The organism is Streptomyces sp. SS1-1 (assembly GCF_008973465.1).
GTDB lineage: Bacteria > Actinomycetota > Actinomycetes > Streptomycetales > Streptomycetaceae > Streptomyces.
The window spans coordinates 1-21,748 of record NZ_WBXN01000001.1 but is presented as its reverse complement, the minus strand read 5'-3'; the positions used below and the strand labels follow the sequence as shown (position 1 = coordinate 21,748).

General features: G+C 69.2%; 16 protein-coding genes. 8 read left to right on the top strand and 8 right to left on the bottom strand.

The window, feature by feature from the left end; genetic code table 11:
• The first annotated feature begins 5 nt into the window (after positions 1-5).
• Positions 6-986 (top strand): hypothetical protein, encoded by a 981-nt coding sequence (locus F8R89_RS00075; RefSeq protein WP_151782008.1) that lies wholly within the window; start codon positions 6-8, stop codon positions 984-986.
• Positions 987-1,074: 88 nt separating this feature from the next.
• On the opposite strand, the gene F8R89_RS00070 is transcribed toward F8R89_RS00075, so the two are convergent.
• Entirely contained in the window at positions 1,075-2,367 is a 1,293-nt protein-coding gene (locus tag F8R89_RS00070) for an IS256 family transposase (RefSeq protein WP_151782007.1), read from the bottom strand.
• Between the two features lie 160 nt (positions 2,368-2,527).
• Between F8R89_RS00070 and F8R89_RS00065 the strand changes: the two genes are divergently transcribed.
• On the top strand, positions 2,528-3,256 hold the full coding sequence (locus tag F8R89_RS00065; protein ID WP_151782006.1) for a prepilin peptidase: 729 nt from the start codon (positions 2,528-2,530) through the stop codon (positions 3,254-3,256).
• 13 nt (positions 3,257-3,269) lie between these two features.
• Here the strand turns inward: F8R89_RS00065 and F8R89_RS00060 are convergent, their stop codons facing one another.
• Together F8R89_RS00060 and F8R89_RS00055 are read right to left on the bottom strand one after the other, a co-directional pair.
• Positions 3,270-3,929, bottom strand: a complete 660-nt coding sequence (locus F8R89_RS00060) for an HNH endonuclease family protein (RefSeq protein ID WP_151782005.1) — start codon at positions 3,927-3,929, stop codon at positions 3,270-3,272.
• A gap of 308 nt (positions 3,930-4,237) precedes the next feature.
• Positions 4,238-4,429, bottom strand: a complete 192-nt coding sequence (locus F8R89_RS00055; RefSeq protein WP_151782004.1) for a hypothetical protein — start codon at positions 4,427-4,429, stop codon at positions 4,238-4,240.
• Between the two features lie 1,037 nt (positions 4,430-5,466).
• Between F8R89_RS00055 and F8R89_RS00050 the strand changes: the two genes are divergently transcribed.
• Complete coding sequence (locus F8R89_RS00050) at positions 5,467-6,051, top strand: 3'-5' exonuclease (protein WP_151782134.1); 585 nt, start codon at positions 5,467-5,469, stop codon at positions 6,049-6,051.
• Between the two features lie 360 nt (positions 6,052-6,411).
• Positions 6,412-7,011: a DUF6058 family natural product biosynthesis protein gene (locus F8R89_RS00045; protein WP_151782003.1), complete on the top strand. Its 600-nt coding sequence runs from the start codon at positions 6,412-6,414 to the stop codon at positions 7,009-7,011.
• Positions 7,012-7,204: 193 nt separating this feature from the next.
• Here the strand turns inward: F8R89_RS00045 and F8R89_RS00040 are convergent, their stop codons facing one another.
• Positions 7,205-10,723: a LysM peptidoglycan-binding domain-containing protein gene (locus F8R89_RS00040; protein ID WP_151782002.1), complete on the bottom strand. Its 3,519-nt coding sequence runs from the start codon at positions 10,721-10,723 to the stop codon at positions 7,205-7,207.
• A complete protein-coding gene (locus F8R89_RS00035; RefSeq protein ID WP_151782001.1) occupies positions 10,723-11,169 on the bottom strand; it encodes a TadE/TadG family type IV pilus assembly protein in 447 nt (148 codons plus the stop codon). The genes F8R89_RS00040 and F8R89_RS00035 overlap by 1 nt, the downstream gene beginning before the upstream one ends.
• 253 nt (positions 11,170-11,422) lie before the next feature.
• Between F8R89_RS00035 and F8R89_RS00030 the strand changes: the two genes are divergently transcribed.
• From F8R89_RS00030 to F8R89_RS00020, 3 genes are all read left to right on the top strand, one after another.
• Positions 11,423-12,418 carry a tyrosine-type recombinase/integrase gene (locus F8R89_RS00030; RefSeq protein WP_225994249.1) on the top strand — a complete coding sequence of 332 codons (996 nt, stop codon included), beginning with the start codon at positions 11,423-11,425 and terminating at the stop codon, positions 12,416-12,418.
• On the top strand, positions 12,418-12,741 hold the full coding sequence (locus F8R89_RS00025) for a helix-turn-helix domain-containing protein (RefSeq protein ID WP_151782000.1): 324 nt from the start codon (positions 12,418-12,420) through the stop codon (positions 12,739-12,741). The genes F8R89_RS00030 and F8R89_RS00025 overlap by 1 nt, the downstream gene beginning before the upstream one ends.
• 305 nt (positions 12,742-13,046) lie before the next feature.
• Positions 13,047-14,471, top strand: a complete 1,425-nt coding sequence (locus F8R89_RS00020) for a hypothetical protein (protein ID WP_151781999.1) — start codon at positions 13,047-13,049, stop codon at positions 14,469-14,471.
• 100 nt (positions 14,472-14,571) lie between these two features.
• On the opposite strand, the gene F8R89_RS00015 is transcribed toward F8R89_RS00020, so the two are convergent.
• Both F8R89_RS00015 and F8R89_RS36030 read right to left on the bottom strand, forming a co-directional pair.
• Positions 14,572-15,765, bottom strand: coding sequence for a helix-turn-helix transcriptional regulator (locus F8R89_RS00015; RefSeq protein ID WP_151781998.1), 1,194 nt, complete (start codon positions 15,763-15,765; stop codon positions 14,572-14,574).
• Between the two features lie 316 nt (positions 15,766-16,081).
• Positions 16,082-16,219 carry a hypothetical protein gene (locus F8R89_RS36030; protein ID WP_192805992.1) on the bottom strand — a complete coding sequence of 46 codons (138 nt, stop codon included), beginning with the start codon at positions 16,217-16,219 and terminating at the stop codon, positions 16,082-16,084.
• A gap of 1,335 nt (positions 16,220-17,554) precedes the next feature.
• Here F8R89_RS36030 and F8R89_RS00010 point away from each other — a divergent pair.
• Positions 17,555-19,156 carry a hypothetical protein gene (locus F8R89_RS00010; protein WP_151781997.1) on the top strand — a complete coding sequence of 534 codons (1,602 nt, stop codon included), beginning with the start codon at positions 17,555-17,557 and terminating at the stop codon, positions 19,154-19,156.
• Positions 19,157-19,193: 37 nt separating this feature from the next.
• On the opposite strand, the gene F8R89_RS00005 is transcribed toward F8R89_RS00010, so the two are convergent.
• Positions 19,194-21,683, bottom strand: coding sequence for a DEAD/DEAH box helicase (locus F8R89_RS00005; protein ID WP_225994248.1), 2,490 nt, complete (start codon positions 21,681-21,683; stop codon positions 19,194-19,196).
• Between the last annotated feature and the right edge of the window lie 65 nt (positions 21,684-21,748).

Here is a 21,748-nt window from a genome sequence, read left to right as displayed (position 1 = left end):
CGTCGATGAGCGACCAACGCCGCCTCATGAACGAGGTGCGGCGCACCGTCCGCATCTACAACCTGCTGGTGTTCGTGGTAGGGGCGGTTGCGCTCGTGCTCTCGGTCAACCGCGCCCATGACGACGTCGTTATCAAGTCGCTGGAAGTCATCGGCACCACACTCGTATCGGCCGCGATGGTGAGCTTCATCTTCGGACAGATCACCATCCGCGACACGACGTTGCAGGTCGACCAGGCCATCGACGACGCCCTGCGTGAAGTTCTGGAGCCGATCAGGGAGAACCTTTTCGCGGGGGCGCTGGCGCGCTACCGATGGGACTGCCACCTCGGAGCCCCCGACCCGGATGGCTATGCACGGCAAGCCATGCGCGTGTCTTATCAGGTGCATGAGATACCGCGCGAGCTGCGATTCATCTGCGTGTCCTCACTGACTGACGAATCCTTCACCCGCCTTGAGGGAGACCCTCGTTACGTCTTTCGTTGGCAGGTCGACGAAGGCCTGATGCCAGGCGACCCGGGCTGCTTCACAGTCGGCCACGTGAGCGTCGACGGGCAGGTCCTGCGAGCCGCCGCACCTCGTTCGACGAACCTGCATGGGGCTCCCGCGGTCGAGTACCGCTATCCGGTGTCCGAACCACGCCGCCACAACGGCTTCCACACGGTCGAGTTCACCGTCACGGCCCGCAAATATCTGGGACGGGACCGGGAGATCCGCGTCCAGGTGTACGTGTTCCGGCCGGTCCTGGATGCCGAGTACCGACTCACCGTCGGAGAGGCGGTTGGAGCGCAGATCCTCAACACGCAAGTGTCGGGGCTCAGTCGGCTCGGTGCTGGCGGCATGGCCCACTACGGCCAGACCTACCCCGATGTCTTCGGAAAGGTCGCGGCACACGCTATCTTCACCACCCCGCTGCAGACCGGGAGCAGCGTCGTCTTCAGCATCGACCGCGGACACCCCCCACGAGCCCCCGACGTCACCCCATAAGAACAGAACGGAATCGTGCGGCCCGTACGGTGACCATCCGGGCTGAGCGAGGGTCTGTCAAACGAGCGGTGTAACCAGGGTGTTGGGGCTATTGACGGGCTGCTGAGAGGCGGCCGTCGAAGGTGATGTCGAAGGCGTTCAGGGCAGTCTTCCAGCGCATGGTCCAGCGGGCCTGGCCCTTGCCGGTGGGGTCCAGCGACATGATGGCCATGTAGACGCATTTCAAGGCCGCGGTCTCGTTCGGGAAGTGGCCGCGTGCCTTGACTGCCCGCCGAATCCTGGCATTCACCGACTCGATGGCGTTCGTGGTGCAGACGATGCGGCGGATCTCGGTGTCGAACCGGAGGAACGGCGTGAACTCCTCCCACGCGTTCTCCCAGAGCCTGACGATCGCCGGATACTTCCTTCCCCACGCGTCGGCGAACTCCGCGAACCGCTCGAGTGCGGCTTCCTCGGTCGCAGCGGTGTAGACGGGCTTGAGGAGCTTGGCCATCTTGTCCCAGTCCTGGCGGGCGGCATAGCGGAAGGAGTTCCGCAGCAGGTGGACCACGCAGGTCTGGACGGTAGTGCGGGGCCAGACAGCCTCGACTGCGTCGGGCAGGCCCTTGAGGCCGTCGCAGACGAGCATGAGGACGTCGTTCACGCCACGGTTCTTGATCTCGGTGAGGATGTGCATCCAGTGCTTGGCGCCCTCGCCACCGTCGCCTGCCCACAGGCCCAGGATGTCCCGCCGGCCCTCGACGGTGACGGCCAGAGCCACGTAGATCGGCCGGTTCGCCACGGCGCCGTCGCGGATCTTCACGTGGATCGCGTCGATGAAGATCACCGGATAGACGGCGTCGAGGGGCCGGTTCTGCCACTCGGCCATGCCGTCCATGACCTTGTCGGTGATCGTGGAGATGGTCTGGCGGGAGACTTCGGCGCCATAGACCTCGGCCAGATGGGCCTGGACCTCACCGGTCGTCAGGCCCTTCGCGGACAGCGAGATCACCATCTCGTCCACGCCGGACAGGCGCTTCTGCCGTTTCTTGACGATCTTCGGCTCGAAGCTGCCCTCGCGGTCGCGGGGCACGGCTATCTCGACCGGGCCGACATCCGTCAGCACGGTTTTGGCCCGGGTGCCGTTGCGGCTGTTGCCGCCGTTCTTCCCGGCCGGGTCGTGCTTGTCATAGCCGAGATGGTCGGTGATCTCGCCTTCGAGGGCGGACTCCAGAAGCCGCTTGGTCAGCTGCTGGAGCAGCCCGCCCTCGCCGGTCAGCTGCAGTCCCTCGGCCTGTGCGCGGCCGACCAACTCGTCGATGAGCTGGTCGTCCACCTTCTTCGCCGACTGCGGCTCAGGAGCCTTGACGGACTCGGCCTCGGTCACGTTGTCGCTGGTCATCGATGCATTTTCCTTGATCAGGAGTTACACCGATCGTTTTACAGTCCCCTGAGCGATGGCAGGCGGAAGAAAGGGAGGGCTGCGGATGCAACAGCCGCCCGTGTCGTCTCTGTCAGAAGTAGCCCCGTGATTCCCGCTGGGTGCGTCTAGGCTCGGTGGGGTGGAGGCGTTACTGATCACGGCTGCTGTTGTGTGGGGTGGTGCCACGGGTGTGCTGATATCCCGTCCCGCTTACCGGCTGTCGGTGCCTGTCGGGGATCCCTGGCGGTCGCAGTGTCCGGCGGGCCACTCTCTCGTGGGCACTGGCGGCGGATGGTTTGGCCCGGCTCGCTGTTCGGCGGGGGATCGGTGCGGCCCCGGTAGCCTGGCGATCACGGCCGTGACGGTTGGGGTCTGTGCCTTGCTCGCAGCCACTTCCGGTGCTCGCCCGGAGTTGGTGGTGTGGCTTTTGCTCGCTCCGGTCTGCGTGCTGCTGGCCGTCGTCGATGCTTCCGTTCACCGGCTGCCTGATGTGCTGACGCTGCCGCTTGCCGCGGGGGCGTGTGTGCTGCTGGGTGGTGCCTCATTGTTCCCGGGTGCCGGGGGCAGTTGGACGTCTGCGCTGCTCGGCCTGCTTGTTCTGGGTGGTTGCTTCTTCGTGCTCTTCCTGTTCAGCGGGGGCTTGGGGTTGGGTGATGTGAAGCTTGCCCTCGGACTGGGTGCGGTGTTGGGCTGGTACGGCTGGCCGGTTCTGCTGGTCGGGGTGTTCGCCGGGTGCCTGTTCGGCGCGGTGTACGGCATCGGTCTTGTGATGGCGGGCCGGGCCGGTCGGCGCTCGAGGCTTGCGTTCGGCCCATTTCTCCTCGCGGGAGCGCTTGCGGGAGTGCTGCTGGGCTCTGCGATGTCCTGAAGCCGGGCGCCTGTTAGGGGGCGGGTTCGTAGGTGACCGTCTGTCCGCGGCAGCCGGCCGCCGCGTCCTGCAGGGCGGTGAGCTCCACCTCGTCGACGGTCAGGTTCCAGCGGAGTTTGGTGGCCACCCATTCGCCGATGTACCGGCAGTGCACGGCGGTGGCCGGCGGCAGCCATTGGGCGGGGTCCTGGTCGGCTTTGCTGCGGTTGGAGCGTGCGGTGACGGCGACGAGGGAGGCTTCGGCGCCTTGGTCGTTGGCGTAGGCTTCGCGCCTTTGCGCGGTCCATGCGGATGCTCCGCTGTCCCAGGCTTCGGCGAGGGGGACCATGTGGTCGATGTCGAGGCCTGCGGCGGCTGTCACCACGGTGGTGTCGTAGTAGGAATACCAGCTGCCGCCACCAAGGCGGCATCCGGCACCGATCGTGGGCGGGGTGATCGCTTCGTGCAGGAGGACCTCGGCGCGCGTGTTGCAGCCATCAGCCGGGTCGTCGCCGGTGTTCCAGTGGCGGAACTTGTTGCGGTCGTAGCCGTCGCGGGATTCGAGGGCCACGGGCAGGCCGGTGACGGCGTCGGCCAGCGGCAGGGTCTCGGCGGCCTGCGCGGGTGCGGGGGCGAGGACGGGCAGGACGGCGAGGGCTGCGGCAGCAAGACCGCGAAGAACGGCGTTGACCATGCACCGTTGATAGCCGCCCACTGCAGGGGCTGATCAGCGGCTTCGTCCGTGTCTCGCTCGTGTGGGGGGAAAGGTCATACCGGAGAAACGCTTCGCTCCGCCTCGGTGCACACCGCTGAAACGCGAACAAGATCGGCTTGCACACGACTGGAGCGAGGCGCATGGCGCGGCTGTTCGCACCGGTCCTTCACCCTGCCCTAGCGTCGTCCCGCGCCTCGGTGATCCGCTCGTGCGTGAGCCCTCCCGAAGTGGACAGCCGTTGCGGGAGGTTCGCTCTCGGACACGGCCGCGGGCGCGGGGGAGCGGCCCTATACCGAGCGGCGCGTCGACAGGACATAGGAGGGCGCGCCGGGAAGCGCCGCGACGACGGCACGCATCCGCTGTGCTGATTCGGGGCCGCCGGGCTGGGCGGCGCGGAAGGCGGCGGGGATCTCGTTGCGGTGTCGGCGCATGACCTGCCGCAGCGCGCGGTCACGGGAGGGGAACGGGCGAACGCTCATCGCGTCAGCTTGGCAGACGATCATTCGCCGTCGGGGCGCGTCGTCAACACGGCGCCGCGCTCTTCGTCGCGAGACCCGGCCTCGCCCAGGGACTGGCAGAAGCCTCCGTGTCCGTCGAGGGCCTTGGCGTTCGGCCGTCGCTTCGCCCCGAGGTAGCTGGTCCGGCAACTGCCTTGCACCTGGTGGTCGACTTGTCGGGTAGTTCCTTCGGGGGACCTACGGCGTGTCGTGGCAAGAGGCCGTCAGGCGGCGATCATTCCCTTCGGCCCGGACGGCTTGGCGTCCGGTCCACCACGCGCTGGGTCAGCCGGCTGGAGGGCTGCGGCTTGATGGCGCGGCACCTGTGCCCGACCGGCCGCCGCGGCGTCGACACTGACATCACGGCCACCGGTTTTCGGTTCCTGGCAAGGGCCCGGCCGATGCACGACGCCACGTGCCCAGAGGCGCTCGACGAAGCCGCCACGCATCGGAGTCTTTGGCCGAGGCGGTCCGAGCGGTCAGGACCCCGCCGTGCCCATGAGCACGGCCTCTTCCCGCTGGCGCCCGGAGAGGCCCGGCCGGTGAGCGATCTTGCGACAGCATTGCGGCGGGCGCGGTCGCCTTCCTGGTCATCGCCCTCTTCCACCACGCTTCCGCGGCATGACCCTGCCCGGTTGCCCGCCGCCAGGCCAGGGGAGTAGACCCAGAGTCTGCGCGTCGTGCTGGGGGGCCTGGATCGTGAGAATCGTGCAGAGCCGCCCCGGACTCCGTAGCGGCGTACCGGCATGAGCAGCGCGTGGCTCGCCTCCGTGCGCCGCAGCGCCGCGCCGCTGGACCTCGTCTTCGTGTTTGCCGTCGGCCGGCTCGCCCACCACCTGCACGGCGAGTTCTCCTGGCGCGGTGCCGCCGAAAGCGGCTCCATGGCGGACGAACTTGATCTGGCTCCTTTGGCGAGGTCGTGCCAGGTTTTTGCTTGTGGCGGTGTGGGGCGGGTCCGCGTCAGGGCGGGGTCGAAAATGACGTGCTCCAGCCTGTTGCGCCTCCTTACGCTGCCTGCCATGGACAGCGCCTGGGCCGAGGGCCTCGTCAACGTCGTGGACGTCGAAGCGACGTGTTGGGCTGGGGGCCAGCCGCGTGGCGAGGTCAGCGAAATCATCGAGATCGGGCTGACTGTCGTCGACCTGGCCGCCGGTGAGCGCCTCGCCCGGCACGGGATCCTGGTGAGGCCCGCCCGGTCCATGGTCAGTGAGTTCTGCACGGAGCTGACCGGTCTCACTCAGCAGGAAGTCGATCAGGGGGTCACTTTCGCCGAGGCGTGCCGGCTGCTGGCGGCCGAGCACCACGCGGGCGCCCGGCCGTGGGTGAGTTGGGGCGACTATGACCGCCACCAGTTCACACGGCAGTGTCAGGCCACACGGACGCCCTACCCTTTCGGCCGCTGCCACACCAACGCCAAGGCTGTCTTCACCGAGGCGTATGGTCTGCGCAAGCGCCCCGGTATGGCGCAGGCCCTGGGGATCGCCGGGCAGCGGCTCGAAGGCCGTCACCACCGGGGCGAGGACGACGCCTGGAACATCGCGGCCCTCGTCCTTCACCTCTGTGAACGGGGGGTCTGGCCAGCCACGGCAGAACACCCCGCCTGACGCACCCGCCCGGCTTGAAGGTCATCATGCGCTGGTACGAACGGTCCTCGCGGGCAGGCTGACCACCGTCGGCTTCAACCCCTGCACCCCGGCAGCGAAGCCAAGAACAGTGGCGCCTGGCCCAACACGCGGGTGCGGTAGCGCACGGCTGTGAGCACTGATTGGTCGGCTCGCATGGTGGGGTGCTGCGTATCGCCCGGTCAATGCCGAGGATCGTGGTTCGGCGGGCGCAGGTGAGAGCGAGGTGCCCTGGTTCTTCGTGGTTTCATCGATTGTTCGGTGGGTGCCGAACCGTCCGGCTTGTAGCGTGCAGAACCCCTGTGCGGGAGACGCCCGCGCCGATGACGCCGGAGGCCCCCTGTGTCGGAGACGGACCTGAAGCAGCAGCTCGCCGAGCGGTTCAGCGAGGTCAACGGCGGCCATCCGATGACCGACGCGGATGACGTGTACGTCAGCGCACAGTTCGTTGCCCTGGAGGAACTGTGCGCAGTCCATGGCCGCGAAGCCGATACGGTCCGCCGGCTGATGCTCGAGCAGCGTCTGCCGCTTCCGGGATATCTGCGCTCCGACGGTGCTGAGATGGTACCGGCCGACCTGTTCGCTCTCGCCGACGAGGCCGGCGGCGTAGACCTGCTCGAAGCATGGTTCACCGCTCACTGGGCCGACCCGATGACGGGGAAGGCGGAGTGGAATGCGTATCTCAGCGGACAGTACGTGTGCCTGCACTCCGTGACCCCCGCCACCATTCAGCGTAAGGATTCCCTGACGACCGCGATCGGTGCCGCAGTGAACGAGCCGGATGCCGGTTCAGTGCAATGGTCGAAGCGGCTGCACGCTCTTGTCGACGAACTCGACACCCTGGAGCCGGCGTTCACGGGCTATGACCGCCTTCGATTCGGCGGACCCACCTCCCGGGACACCTGCATCAACGCCGTGCGCGCCCGCTTCCCGCGCCCGTGACCCGAAGCCGTGGGTGGCGTTCCGCGGATCGGTCGGGCCGTTCCTGTGGCGCGGACTTCCAGATGTTCTACGAGGTGGGCCGTCGAAGTGGGCCCCGACGCGGGCGAGGGGCGACGAGGCGGGGAGCGTTCACAGCCCGCCCCCGCCCCCGCGCACTCGCGTGAGCCGGCCTGCAGCATGCCCGGCACACGCCCTAATGGGTCGTGTTTTCTGCTGTGTTCGGGTGGTTGAGGAGGTGGTCGATGAGCTGGGAGGTCTCCAACTCCAGTGAGCAGTCCAGGTCCCGGTTGACCTGCTGGATGCGGGTGATGGCGGTGTGCAGGCCGGTGCGGTTGTTGTGGGCGGCTTCCAGGCGCATCCAGTCGCGGTAGAGGAGTTCGGCGGTGGGGTCGGCGTCGAGGCCGGTGGTGATGGCTCGGCGGGCGGCGGCCAGGTCGTGGTGGGGGCCTGGGGGGATGCGATGGGTGGCGATGGTGTGGGCGACGTCGATGATCCGCGTGATCATTTCCTGGGCGTGGGGCTCGGCCCAGGGCAGTGGCCGGCCGCCGAAGGGCTTGCCACGCACCAGTGTCAGTGCCTTCTCCAGGTCGGTCAGGCCGGCTGGGCCCTGCGGCAGGGCGCCTTCGACGAGTCGGAGGAAGCGGGTCCAGTCGCAGCGGACGCCGGGGGCCAGCCGGTAGGGGTCTTCGCGCGCCTTGCGACGCGGAACGTAGAGGTTGCCGGCCGGGTCGCTGCCCAGGCAGCTGCGCAGGCCCTGCATGCGGGCATTGAGGGTGCTGGTCGACCATGGGCTGACGGGATCCATGTCGGCACACAGCACGTCCGCGCTGCGCCCGGGCCGGAAGTACAGCAGGGCGGCCAGCTGCGCCATTTTGGGGCCGTGCCCGGTGCTGTCCACCCCCGTCACCTCGACCGGCCCCAGCACCCGGATCTGCGGGGCGTGCAGGTCTCGTGCTTCGCTCTCGTCTCCTTGCGGCGCCGCGGGCTCTTCGAGGACCGCCCCCGGGAGGTCGGCTACCGCGGTTTGTGCCGTGCCGGCGCCCTCCCCGGTGGCCGCCGGGGAGGCAGGCACCGCTGCTTCGGCGCCCGGTCCGGTTTCGTCGTGCCGGGTCGACGGCGTGGGGGTGGGGGAGAGGAACCGAAGCTCGGACGGATCGGTGCCGGCGGCCAGCACGGCCGGGAAGATGCCGCTGCTCACATCCGTTGCCGTTGCCGTTGCCGTTGCCGTTGCCGGTGAGGGGATCGAGGAGGCAGTGGTCGCGGGCGCGGACTTCTGCGGCGACGGGTGCTTGGGCTGTTGCGTGTCGTGCTCGTCGGGGACGTCTTGCCAGGGGCCGCCGGCCGGGTGGGGCGGCTGCCCGGACATCTTCAACGCGGTGGTGATCTGAAGGTAGGCGGCGTGCTCCAGGCGCTGCACCGTGATGTCGGTGCCGGCGCACTCGAGGGGCTGCGGCTCGCTGAGAGAGGCGTTGAGGATCTCCGCCTCGGGGAAACGAGCGGCCACCGTCGTCGCGGGGGCGATCAGGGTGACGGGCACCGCCCCGGCCCGGGAGATCACGTCGGCGAACTGCCAGGCCGTGTCCTCGTCCAGGACGGACGTGCACAGCAGCAGGTAGGGCTGATGCCGGGTTTCGGGGATCTGGTGCGCCTCCAGCAGCCGTTCGCTCAGATCACGCAGCGCGTGCGCGGCCTGCCGCATGTGGGTGATCCGAGTGGTGGGCAGCAGTTGTGGCAGGTCCTCGCCGAACCCGACGGTGACGACCTCGACATCGCTCGCCCAGGGGCTCATGGCGAGCTCCAGGGCGAGCGAGGTGCACACCTCGGTGATGTGGAGCGGGTTGCCGTCCAGCAGCAGCGCGGGCAACTGGGGGAGGTTGACCAGCAGCAGGTCACCCGCCTCGGTGCTGCCGATCGTGACCAGCCCCGGATACGGTGCGGGCACGTCGCGGGAAGCCTCCTCGTCCAGGAGGACCGCATCGGAGGGCAGAACCCACCAGGCGTCCTCCCCGCAGACGAACGGCGCCTGCGGCCTGTGGGCCAGGTCCTCGGGCAGCACCTGCACCGTGCGGGCCCCGATCCGGGCGGCCCGCAGCGGCGGCACGGCTCCGGCGTCGCCTTCCTGAGCCGTCTGGTGGGCCAGGGTCCGCAGCGCCACGTCCAGGCGGAGCGCCCCGCCTGGCTCGGCGGCCGCCGCCATCTGTGCCTCTGCCGTGGACGGCTGCGACGCAATGGCGATCTTCTCGCCAGGCATGCGGCGGCGCCGCTGCAGGGTCCTGCGCAGCGCGAGGGCCCCGGTGATGGCGGCGGCGAGCAGCGCGCCGGCACCGAGGACGGTGCGCAGGTTCAGCGGACTGTCGGCCGAAGCTGCCGGTGGGGGCTTGGGCGTCGTGGCGGCGGGGGAGGATGCAGCGGAGCCCGACGGCACGGCCGGCGCCGACGGTGTGGCACCAGAAGCCGACGTGCCCGCGCTGGGCCCGGGTGTCGCGGACGCGGCAGCGGACGGTGAGGACTGATCCTGCCCGGGCTGGTCGGCCGGGCGACGGGACGGCACGCCGGGCGCCGACGTCCGCGGTGCGGGCGCCGTCCGGCTGGGGGCGGGCGCTGGCGCACCCTCGTTGCTGGCGCCCGGAGTCTGCGTGTCGTCCGGGTTCTGGGCGCCCGGGGCAATGGTCTCCTGGCTGCCGGACTCCTCACCATGGTCCTGGTCCTGGTCCTGGTCCTGGTCGTGGTCGTGGGACGGCTGGTCGGAGTGGGTACCGGGCACGGTGACCTGCTGTCCGGGGTGGATGACGTCGGGGTCGGTGATCTCGGGCAGTCCGTGCGGCTGCGGCGTGCCCCGGCTTGCCTGGAACAACTGCGGCCAGTCGTCGCCGTCGCCGAGTTCTGCTTCTGCGATCTTCGACAGGTAGTCGCCGGGTTGGACGGTGACGACGTGCTGGCCCTTCTGCTCGTCGCCGGCCGGGGCGCGCTCGCCCAGCTGGGTACGGGCACCTTGTGCGGCCATAGCGGTCGCGGGCATGTGCAGTTGCCAGCCGGGCTGCAGAAAGCTGTTGGCGTGAAAGACGGTGCCGTCGGTCATGGTCCGTCCCTCGTTGAGGTCGGCGATCTCCCGCCATCGCTCGCCGTCCCCCAACGCGTGTTCGGCGATGGCCCACAGGCTTTGTGCCGGCCGCATCTCGCGCACTGTGTACGTAGGCGAGGCAGGGGTGTTTGCGGGGGATGCGGGTGACGTCTGGCCGGTGGGGCCGCTCTCCTGCGAGTCATCGTGGGCCGTGGGGATGCGTGCGGTGGTGGATGCGGGTGCGGCCTGGGCGTCGGAGGCGATCGCCGAGCTGGTGGGCAGCAGCACCAGGATGCTGCCCACGAGCAGGGCAGCGGCTCGCTGCGAGGCACCCAGGCCTCGCGGGGCGTGCCAGGTGTGCCCTCGCAGCTGCGCGATCAGTTCGCGGACGGTGCAGTAGCTGAACTGCGCCCACCCGATCCAACCGGTGCAGACGAGCAGCAGCAGGAAGACGCTGCCGGTGTCCTGACGGTCCAGCAGGTGGGTGAGGTCGTCGTGGGTTGCCGTCCAGATGACCGGGGTGGCCCAGGCCAGCAGCAGCGGCAGCCCCGCGACCGAGGCCGTCAGGGCGGCAAGGCTCGAGCCGGCTTTGATGACACGGCCCAGGGTGTGGCCTGCCGCTGCGGCGGGGGAGCGGGTGGTGGTGTGCATCAGCTTCCTTCGGGAGCGGTGACGCCGTGCAGGAGGCTCGCCTTGCCGTGGCCGGTCACGGGCAGGGAGTCGATGCCGAGCGCTGCCAGGAACGTCGTGTCGTAGGAGCCGGTGACAAGGACGCTGAGGGTCGTGCCGTCGCCTAAGACGCTGACGGTGCCGGTTGCGCCGGCGGATCGCAGATAGGCCTGGGCGGCGGCCGCCGCGTCCTGCGGGTCCACGACGATCGCGTTGCCACGGATGGCTTCGGCGGGGTCGATGGCCTGCCCGCCCGCCCGGGCGGCTTCCCCGGCGATGTGGTCGGCGCGCTGGATGGCGCGCATCTTGCCGCCGCCGTCCACGGCGACGCCGATGATGCCGATCAACGCCAGGACGCACACCGCGACGAACACGGTGACGCCTCCTGCGTCCTCTTGCGGGTCCACCCGCCACCGCCGAAAGAGCATCACGTACCTCGTGTGCGAAAGGTGCTGGGTTGGTGGGTGGTGGTGTGGTGGCTGGTTGGTGTGTTGGTCTGGGAGTTTTGGGTTCGCTCGGTCGGTTGGTTTGGTCGGTGGGCGTCGGGATTCCTGATGGGTGCGGGGTATCCCGGAGGGGGTGTGGCGAGGTCGGGGGGTGGGTGTGGTGTTGCGGGTGGTGCAGTCGTCCGGGCCAGGGACCGGTGGGCGGTCGGGCCCGGGTGGGTTGGATGGGGAGTTGGTGGACCGGTTCGTCCTCGCGGGGGCGGGGGCGGGGGTTTCGGATCGGTCGCTGGCGGAGGACCGTCAGGTCCTCATGGAGTTCGCTGCCTTTGTGGGCGCAGGCTTGTGGACGGTGCGGCCGGCGGTGGTGGATGGCTGGCTGGTGTATTTGCGTGGGGTGCGGGGGTTGGCGCGGGCGACGGTGTATGACCGGGCCAACACGGTCGCCCGGTTCTACGGCTTTGTGCTGGCCCGCTGTCAGCAGGAGGTGTATGCCCGTACGGGGTGGGTGGTGGTGCAGCCGGTTGATGAGTTCAACCGGCCCCGGCACACCGATTACGGGATGGTCCGGGTTCCGCCGTCGGTGGCGGAGGTGGCGGGCTTGTTCGACGGCTGGCGGGGGCAGGTGGCGGGTGCGCGGAAGTATCTGCCGGCGGCCCGTAATTATGTGGTGGCGTCGTTGTGGCGGCGGGCGGGCCTGCGGATCAATGAGTCGGTGATGCTGGATGTGGCGGACTGGCGGCCGGAGTTGGGCGGGTTCGGGAAGCTGCATGTGCGGTTCGGCAAGGGCAGCATGGGGCGGGGGCCCCGGGCTCGGCTGGTGCCGGGTATCGATGGGGTGGATGTGCTGCTGCAGTGGTGGCTGACGGAGCTGCGTCCGCGGTTCGGTGACGATCTGGGTGCGGCGGGTGCCCCGTTGTTTCCGAGTGAGCGGCGCCGGCCGGACGGCCGGCCGTCCCGGGTGGCGGCGTCGAGTCTGCGTGCGGCACTGGCGGGGGCTGTGCTGCATCATCTGCCCGCGTGGGCGGGCCGGTTGACCCCGCACACGCTGCGCCATTTCTGTGCGTCGTCGCTGTATGAGCGGGGGGTGGATCTCAAGGCGATCCAGGAGTTGCTCGGGCATGAGTGGCTGGTGACGACGACCCGCTACGTCCATGTGCGCAGCGAGCACATCGAGCAGGCGTGGGTGCGGGCGAACGCGCGGGTGGCTTCTCGTCTGGGGGTGGGCGGCTGATGCGCTGGGAGCTGAGGGCGCGGGCTGTCGAGCGGGGGATTGTCACGGCCGCGGAGATGCGCCGCCGGCTGGCCGGCCAGGGGCTGAGGGTCAGCGCGGGCAAGATGTCCCATCTGTGGTCGGGCAGGCCCCTGACGGTCCGCCTTGAGGATCTGGATGTCTTCTGCGCGGTGCTGGCCTGCCGGCCGTCGGATCTGCTGGTGCCGGAGGAACCCGCCCCGCCGCCTCACTTCGCTCCTGCGGCCGGCCACCAGCCGGCCGCGCCGCCTTTTCTGCCCGCGGCCGCAGGGCTCTCCCGGACGCGTCTGGTGCCGCCGCTGTGAAAGGTCCGGCGCGTGCCAGGGCGAGGTGCGGGGTGTGTGGGGTGCGGCCGCCGGCGATGGCGCGGGTGGAGTTCTGTTTCACGTGCTGGCCGGGCGGGCCGGTGGCGGCGCCGCCGTGTCTGCGCTGCGGGTCGTCCCGTCTGTTCTGGGCTGCGGGGCTGTGCATGCGCTGCCACCCGGGCGCGATCCCGCCGCCGGATTCGTGTACCGGCTGCCTGGCCTGGGGTGCGACACGGAATCTGGGCTGGCGGTGCAAGGGCTGCGCTTCCTGGTGCCGCAAATACACCCGTATCGGCCCCTGCGCGGTGTGCGCGCATACGGCGGTCCTGGACGCCGACGGGGTGTGCCGGCTGTGCCGCAAGCAGACCGCCTTGATCCGCAGCCCGCACGCGCGCACCCCCTACAGCGAGGTCGCGCGCAGTGGGCAGCAGCTGTTCATCGCTGATCTGTTCTCCAGCCGCCACCGCGGCGCTGCGATGACCGCGCCCGCTCCCTCTCGCCCCCTCCCGGCACCGCCGCCGGCGTACCGCCAGTTGTTGCTCTTCACCGCCGCCCGCACCCTCAGCCGCCGCGGCGGCTTCCGGGGCCTGGCCGAGCGCGCCGACCCTCACCTGGCCGCCTGGGTGGACCGGTTCACCATCGAGCGGGCCGCCCGCCACGGGTGGAGCCGGGATCTGACCTGGCGCGTGAGGACCGGCGTCACCATCATTCTCGGCTTCCTCACCGCTCCCGGCGCGGCCGTCACCGCCGACGACCTCGCGGTTCTGACGGAGGCGAACCTGCCCCACGCGCACGTCACGGACGTCCTCGAGGCGGCCGGCCTCCTGGCCGACGACGACCGTGTTCCCACCCTCACCGCCTGGGCCGCCTCACGCATCACCCACCTGCCCGCCGCGATGGCCGGTGAGGTGTGGGCCTGGTACGCCGTCATGCGAGACGGCCACGCCACCATGCCGCGGCGCCGGCCCCGCTCCGAGACCACCACCCGACTCCACCTGCGCTGGGCCCTGCCCGCCCTCACCCAGTGGGCCGCCCAGGGAAAGACGTCCCTGCGTGAGATCACCCCCGCCGACGTCCGTGCCGTGCTCCCCGCAGCCGGTGCCGCACGCACTCAGATGGGCCAGGGTCTGCGCTCGCTCTTCCGTGTCCTCAAAGCCCACCGCCGCGTCTTCACCAACCCCGCCAGCAAGATCAAGACCGCTCACCCGGACCCCACCATCCCGATGCCGCTGCGCGTGGACCACGTCCGCCACGCCCTCACCTCAACCGACCCTGCCCAGGCCCTGCTGTGCGCCCTGATCGCCTTCCACGCTCTGTCCGCACACCAGCTGCAACACCTCCAGCTCACCCACCTGCACGGCGCCCGCCTCGACGTCGACGGCCGCACGATCACCCTCGCCGACCCGGTCCGCGATCGCCTGGCCTCCTACCTCGAGCATCGCCGCCGGCACTGGCCCGACACCGCCAACCCGCACCTGTTCGTACACTTCCGCAGCGCCAACACCACCACGCACGTCGGCCACCGATGGATCAACCTGCACCTCGGCCCCCACCTGACCTGCCGCTCCCTGCGCAACGACCGCCTGCTCCACGAAGCCCTCGCCACCGAAGGCGACGCCAAACGACTCGGGGACCTGTTCGGCATCAGCACCCGCACCGCCCACCGCTACGCCAGCACCATCAGCCACCCCGACCTCCAGCGCCCGCAACCGGGTCATTCCCACCCGTAACGCCGACCGGTCTTGCGCCCGGGGCCGCTCCTGCCACCACCGGACGGCATCGGGTAGCAGAGCTTGAACGCGGAGGTCCGTGTCGTGTGTCTGTGGTCGCTCAGCGGCGGTTGGTCAGGCGGCTGTCGTTCCAGAAGAAGTACGGGTCGTGTCCCAGGACGTGCGCGGTACGCAGGTGCCGGCGGAGCATCGAAGCCCGCGGAAAGGATGAGGGAAGCCAGCCGTAGTGCTGCATGTCGGGGCGGATAGCCCCTTGGATGGGATAGATGGCCCGGTAGTAGGGCAGCGTGTCGACGAAGAAGAGGACGCCGCCTGCGGAGAGAGTGACGCTGCTCAGCGTTCTCTCGATGAGGTAGTAGTCGAAGATCTTCTCAAGCGAGGCGACGGTCGAGGCCTCCAACTGCTGAGGCTCCATCCCCATCGGTCCTGCGGTGTAGAGCTGCACGAGGGTCTGCCAGCACTGCTGGGACATGGGGTTAGTCAGGTACTGCTCCAGGAGTTCAGGCCCCTGCCGCTGGATCCTGTCCATCTCGCCCTGCAGGTTGTGCAACTCCCGCTCGTAGTGCTGGTTGAACCGGTGGCTGGCTGTTGAGAAGTCCAGTCGTGCCTGGACTTGGGCCCGTTGGGAAGCGATCTGGCGAAGGTCCGACAGATGGATGTTCAGCAGTCGGCTCACGACCGTCGGCCTGGACCGGAACAGGATGGCCAGGCCGTGCGCTTCGGCCGTTGTGTCCTCGACCGGTGCGAAGGCCCCCGGCTTGAGCGCCTGCGCCACCACGTCACTCAGCAGAGAGGTGGCGAGCCTCAGACGTGTCTCGACTGCGGGGATGCGCCTGAAAGCGCTGTGGAGCCTGGTGTGATCCACGTGGAAGACCCCCGCCAGGTCCCAGATGATCCCGGCACGCCGTTTGGGCAGGGCTCCGTCGAGCTCGATCCGGCGATAGGTGTTCACTGCGACCCCAAGCCTGGACGCAACCTCGCTCATGGTCAGCCCGCGCGCCACCCGCAGGTCGCAGAGCTGGATGTCGCTGGTCAGCAGAGCGGTGGCCGGCACTTTTACAGAGGCGGCGAGCTGCGCAAGGCGCACCGGGGAGGGACTGCTGCGGCCGTTCTCGTAGCTGAGAATCAGTGCCTTGGACGTGCCGACGCTGCGTGCCAGGCAGGCAGCGGTCAGCGTATGGCCGTGCTCCTCGCATTTAGCCTCTAAACGGGCGGACTTCAGGGCCGCGCCGTCGAAGCCTGTGACACCCCGTGCCATGGCATCCTGACCAATCGTGGAACTGCTTAAGTGCATGGAGGCTCACCATGCTGCCTTGTGAGGCGGCTCTGCGTGAGGCGTAATACCGCAGCCTGATTGTAGGCGGGAGCCTCAGTTGGGTACTGTTGAGATGCAAAAGATGGTTGGCATGAGAGCGCTGACTCCCCATGCTGGGAGCCATGTGCAACCCTGCACATGGAACCAAAAGCTCGGATGCGCCCCCTGGCCGGGGGTACTCATCTGTTGCAGAAAACCAAGATGCCGCGTGCCCTCCCCTGCCACGGTTCGAGCACACGGCACCTTGTCCGACCAGAAGCGGTCTCGGCTGTTGGCGCAGCCGGGACCGTTTTCGTTACGGCCAGAGCCACTCGAACAGCGCGCGAACTGCAGCCGCAATGGCCGCCTTCAGCGCCAGTCGGGTAAGCCGCCGGCGGTAACGCTTCTTGCCGGGCTCCTTCTCGCCCGCGGGGGGCGAGCTTTCGACCGACATGGTCGTCCTCCTTTCCCGGGTTCGGTCGACCCGCGCGGAGTCGGCCGGGCCCCTCGATGGGAAGGAGTGGGAACCATCGTAGCGGCATCCACAGGCGTCAATTCCGAGACACATACCGCACCTCTCCTCTACGCGCGCAGATCAGCAGTGAGAACGAACTCACCAGCCAGATCAGGCTCCTGAGCACACGTCACCAGGACCCGCTCTCGCGCGAAAACGATCAAAAGGCGCAACAACACGAGCCGCTCTGCGCTCCACATGCCCTGGACCGAACGTAAACAAAGGGCCGAGAAGATCATCGGCTTGTTCCCGCTGTTCCCACGCGACAAGAGCGTCGCCAGCTGTCGGATGGCGACGGGCCTCCACCACGAGCCAGGCCCCTGCTCCGGCCATACGGACCTACAAACGCGACGCGCAGCCACTGTCCGCCTGTCCGCCCAGGCGCCCAGGACCGGCTGCGGTCATGGAGGTGATCCGGGCGGCGGATCCGTCCGCGCCGCCGTCTCGACGGCCGGTGCGTCGGTGGGGGGTGGGGTGGCCTTGCGTACGCGTTCGAGGTGGCCCAAGCCTTCTGCCGCCCCGGTGACTTGACTGAGAAGACGGTCTTCGTGCCGGCGCCGCATCGACTCCGTACGAAAGCGGGAGAAAGCCGCGAGGGCCTCGCTCACGCTCTGGCTCACCGCAGTGAGCACTCGAGGCAGCGCGAGGGCAAGCACGACCCACACGGGGAGTACTGCCAGGCCTGCGAGCGCGGTGGGGCTGAGGCTGTCAGGGATGAGGGGCGCGGTCACGTCGGAACTCCACAAAGACAAGGCGGGCCAGAGACGGAGGCTTCACCCACTGGTGCGTTCAAGCAGCGGTTGGACAGTGCCAAAGCAGGAGAATCCTTGGCACGCACTGTGATCGAGTCAGGTGTTAGCGGCGCAAGCCCGCAGCGGAGCAGGAACATTGACACGACGCGCCCTATCCGAGGCAGGCTGGTGCGGGCCGCTACACGAGTACCGGCCTAGCCGCGCGACCAGCGGCACCCGGACCCGCACCGAGCCCATGACACGCGGTGATCAGGATCAGGGTGAGGAGGCCGATCGAGTCACCGGTCAGCGAGGGAATCCGCTCGCGTCCTGGCAGGGCATATAGATGCCGCAGGCCCCCGGGGGGATCAGCCATGACATCCCCCGGGGGCCCGGCTCGGGGGCCGCATCGTCCAACGCCGCCGTCCCATAGGGGCCGACTGCGTTCTCCTGACAGTGGTGCGTTGCTGTGCGTCGCGGCCCTGTTGTCAGTGCCCGGGAGCACAATGATGAGAAGTCACTCACCTGGAGCAACAGGAGCAGGATGGACAGGCGCCTCATCCGTACCGCGGTCTTCGGCAGCCCGGACTCTGACGAGCCAGCTCTGTGTCCTGAGACCCCTGAGGAACTGGATGCTTTCCGGCGTGAGCACGAAGACGTCACCATCTGGTGCGGCACCATGTTCGAGGGCGGGTGTGGCCGTCAGCTCATGACCAGGCGGTGCACCGACAAGATCTGCCACTTCGCCCACTACGGAAGCGGCGGGGAAGGCCATCAGTGCGGCCGCAAGGAGCGCGGTAAGGACAGCGCCGACCATCTCTTCGCCAAGGCCCACTTGGCGTCCTGGCTGCGTGAGCTCGGCATCGCTGCCGAGTTCACCTACCCCGAGCCGCGCGGGTCCGCTGTGGTGATCCGCTTGGAGGACGGACGGTCACTCCTGGTCCACCTCGACCGAAACCGACCCGTCGCCTGGAACAACGAGGCGTGGGAGACCATTCTGGGGCCCGGCGTACGCATGGCCCCGGGCGTGCTTGCCCAGCGCGGCTACGTCCACCGGATCCGCTTCGACGACCGTCCCGAGGGCGGCCGCACCATGCAATTCGGCACCGAGCTCCCCGGCGAGGGCACCACCTGGGGCAGCCTGGTCGACGCCGTCCTGACCCCCGAGAACCTGCTCCACACGACCAAGCCCGCCGCCATCCACGCGCCGGCCCCCGCTGTACAGCAGGTGACCGCTCCGGCGGGGCGGGCGATCGTGACCGTAGCCCCCTCCACCGCCCACACCGCGTCCGTGGCGCGGCAGGCCGATTCCGTCCGGCGGGCGCTCCTTCGTCTCGACATCGCCCTGCGTGACCATCCAAGGGGAGTCCTGCCCGCAGTGGAGACCATCCGGCGGCTCCTGGAGGCCGACCAGGAACCGCACGAAGCGGCAAGGCTGCGCATCGCCCTGGGCCGCGGTGAGCGCTGGCTGGAGGAGCGCGCACGGCGTCGGCGGGCTGTCGTGGAACGGCTTCAGGAACGGCCGGCCCCTGAGTTGTACAGGCAGGCCGCTGAGCTGATGAAGGACCCCGACGCCTCGGCAGAGGAAAGGGAGATCGTCGCTGCCGTCGAGGCCCGAGCCCGGCGTGTTCAGGAGCAGGAGCGAGCGGCCCGGGAGCAGGAGAGGGCCGCCAGGCGCGAAGCCGAGGACCGTGAGAGGGCAGAGCGGCGCGCAACTGCAGAACGCGAATGGGCCGAGAGAGCAGAAAGGCGCGCAGCCGAGAAGGCAGAGGCCAAAGAACGCTCCGTCCTCCAGGCCCGCGTGGAGAAGGCGCAGAAACTCGCTCCGGCCGTCCGCGGTGCGTTGAAGAAGGCGGCCCGCGAGCAACGCACCACCACCTGGTCGGAAATCCAGCAGAAGACCGGCTTGCACCAGCTGGGTCGCCTCGACCACGAGGACAAGGTGGAACTGCTGTCGCTCGTGGAGAGCGACACCGCCCCTGACACCCCCCTGTGGTCAGCTCTTCTCGCCGCTGACGGGGACAGCGCCGCGCTACGCCTCCACCGCGACGTCTCGCACCGTCTCAGCCGGCCCCTGCCCCCCAACGACGCCGACCTCATCAACCAGCTCGCCGCAGAACGCACACAACTCCACCGCCCGTGGTAGCCAACACGTGACATCTTGGCCCGTGCTCGACCGCCTTTCACCAGCGCATGCCGAGGGCGTCCAGCGCGGCCTTGCGTTGAGGGCTGAGTTTGGCTGCGCGGCGGCGTGCGTTGGCGATGAACGATCCCAGCCCGAGCTGCTTGCCGTCGATTTCCTCGCGGTGCTGGCGGGGGACGCGTAGGTGGCCTTCGCGGGCGTGGAACTGGCGGGCTGCGGCCATGTTCTGCTCCCAGATCTCGTCCTGGGACCGCCGCACCGGCCGGAGCTCCCGCCCCTGCTCGGAGTCGATCCCGAGGGATTCCAGGAGCCACTGCTGGGCCGGAACCAGCCGATCCCACCCGGCGCGCTGCCCTGCGATCCAGGTCCCCAGGTCTTCGCCCTGGACGACGACCTCTCCCGTGCCGGCCGGGAGAGCCCCGCCAGCCTTCACGTGGGCGAGGGTGAGCCGGTAACACCTCTGCCACCCGATCTCCCACGCCGGGCACCACCCAGGATCGATCTCGTCCAGCGCATCCATCCGCGCCGGGGAAAGCTCCCCGGCACTGGACACCCCCGTTTCCCCGTTCGCGCGCCGTACGGCGTTCTCACGCGCCTTCTTGGCCGCTGCACGCTGGTTCTTGGCCCACACCCCGATGGGGAAACCGTCCCCGCCCCACACCGCGGACGCCGGCGGCAGGAAGTGCCCATGCGTGTCGGCGTAGGAGCGGGCCACCTCCAGGCCGGCCTCCCACGCGGATGCATGCACGGACCAGACCATGCCCAGAGCCTCCAGCTCCGCCACCCTCGACGCCTCCAGAACCCCGGCCGCGTAGTACTTCCGCTGATCAGCGACGAACACCCCCAGCGGATGCGAGCCCACGCCCGGCCAGTCCTCCGGCGTGACATACGTGAACGGCACCCGCAGCTCCGTACTGCCGGTCTCGCGCAGCCACCGCCTGGCCGCCTCGATACCGCGCCGCCAATACGCCCCCTCGGGGTCGATGACCCGCAGTCGCACGAACTGGGTGAGGGCGGCAGGGTCGCGTTCCTCGGTGAACCGCAGCACTCCCGCCGCCGCGGCCCCCACCGGCGGAACCAGGTCCTGCTCCTGGCCGTCCTCCCCCTCAGCGTCCTGCACCAGCCCGTCGCCGTCGACGCCCTCGGGACGCCAACTGCCACTGCGCACACGGGGATCGGCGAGAGCCTCGATCGTCTCCGCATCGTGCGCCCGCAGGGCTCCGAGCACCTTCGACAGGCTGCCATAAGCATCAGAGGTGAGTAGCTCGTTGGGATCTTCGTCCGGCCCGAGGAATACCGGAACGATCAACGTGGCCAGCTTTCCACGCCCCGGATCCAGCCGCAGGGCACGCCCGACCATCTGCACGATATCGACCATCGAGCCGCGAGCATCCGCGAAAAGGACCGCATCACACTCGGCCGTATCCACCCCTTCACCCAAAACACGGACCGAGGAAAGCACCCGCAATTCCGCCCGCACATCCCGGCTCTCAAAGCCGGACCCACCGAGAAAGTCGGAGGCGAATTCGTCCAGTACCTGGCGGCGGTGTCCGGGGGAGTGGTCGCCGTAGAGCCAGTCCGCCCACACCCGGTCCGCAGGCGGGTAGGTGCCGGGGTCGTCCTCAGCGAGCCGGCCCGCGGTCACCGGCACGGCGGCCGCCATCGCTTCGGCTTCGCTCACCCGGCTGTGAAACGACAGCACCCGCCGAAACCGCTCCTCAGCCGCGGCGCGCATCAACCCGCTCTGCACGGCCGCCAGCCGCGCCCCGCGCACCGCATCAGAGCCGGTCGCCTCCGTGGTCAGCGCCGCATAGAGCTCTGGATCGCGGATATCGAGACACAGCACCTGGTACGGCGCGACGATGCCCCGCCCGATCGCCTCCGACAGCGACAACCGGTACGCCACCGGCCCGAACACCGGCGACCCATCCTCCATCGACGCCACCAGACGCGGCCGCTCACCCTCCGCCTCCCACACCCGCGGCGTCGCCGTCATGTACAACCGCCGCTCCGCAGGCAGCTGCGCCTGGTCGTGCACGGCAGCCCACGGCTTCAGACCATCCCCACTGGTCCTGTGCGCCTCGTCCACGACCATCAGGCTCCATACACCGAGGCCGGCCGCGTGCGCGCGCTGAAGGATCCGCAGGCCCACCGACGCGTAGGTCGCGAAGACCGTCACGGTCTCCAGCCCCTCCATCCACGCCACCAGCTCATCCGGGTCGGTCGTGCAGGGCAGGCCCTGACTTTCCTCCGCTCGTAGCGAGCAGACGCCGATCATCGCGCCCGTCCGGCCCGCCCGGCGCCAGGCGCCGGCCGTCTGCGTGAGCAGGTCCAGGGTGGGCACCACCACCAGCACACGGCGGGCGGAAAGACGACGTGCGGACTCCGCGCCGATGAGGCTTTTCCCTGAGCCGGTGGCGGCGATTACCTGCGTACGCAGCCCCTCTGGCGGCATATGGCCACCAGCCGGAGTCCCGAGAATACGAACAACGTTATCGACAGCCTCAGCCTGATGCGGACGCAATTCCATCTGAGCCACAATGCCTCGCATTCCCGGACGTATTCAGAGGGAATCCTGTCTCATTCCAGATCCCA

Bases quoted from the DNA above. Each gene is read 5' to 3' on its own strand.
- F8R89_RS00075 (WP_151782008.1), top strand. From the start codon at position 6: ATGAGCGACCAACGCCGCCTCATGAACGAGGTGCGGCGCACCGTCCGC.
- F8R89_RS00070 (WP_151782007.1), bottom strand. From the start codon at position 2,367: ATGACCAGCGACAACGTGACCGAGGCCGAGTCCGTCAAGGCTCCTGAG.
- F8R89_RS00060 (WP_151782005.1), bottom strand. From the start codon at position 3,929: ATGGTCAACGCCGTTCTTCGCGGTCTTGCTGCCGCAGCCCTCGCCGTC.
- F8R89_RS00055 (WP_151782004.1), bottom strand. From the start codon at position 4,429: ATGAGCGTTCGCCCGTTCCCCTCCCGTGACCGCGCGCTGCGGCAGGTC.
- F8R89_RS00050 (WP_151782134.1), top strand. From the start codon at position 5,467: ATGGACAGCGCCTGGGCCGAGGGCCTCGTCAACGTCGTGGACGTCGAA.
- F8R89_RS00040 (WP_151782002.1), bottom strand. From the start codon at position 10,723: ATGCACACCACCACCCGCTCCCCCGCCGCAGCGGCAGGCCACACCCTG.
- F8R89_RS00035 (WP_151782001.1), bottom strand. From the start codon at position 11,169: ATGCTCTTTCGGCGGTGGCGGGTGGACCCGCAAGAGGACGCAGGAGGC.
- F8R89_RS00025 (WP_151782000.1), top strand. From the start codon at position 12,418: ATGCGCTGGGAGCTGAGGGCGCGGGCTGTCGAGCGGGGGATTGTCACG.
- F8R89_RS00015 (WP_151781998.1), bottom strand. From the start codon at position 15,765: ATGCACTTAAGCAGTTCCACGATTGGTCAGGATGCCATGGCACGGGGT.
- F8R89_RS36030 (WP_192805992.1), bottom strand. From the start codon at position 16,219: ATGTCGGTCGAAAGCTCGCCCCCCGCGGGCGAGAAGGAGCCCGGCAAG.
- F8R89_RS00010 (WP_151781997.1), top strand. From the start codon at position 17,555: ATGGACAGGCGCCTCATCCGTACCGCGGTCTTCGGCAGCCCGGACTCT.
- F8R89_RS00005 (WP_225994248.1), bottom strand. From the start codon at position 21,683: ATGGAATTGCGTCCGCATCAGGCTGAGGCTGTCGATAACGTTGTTCGT.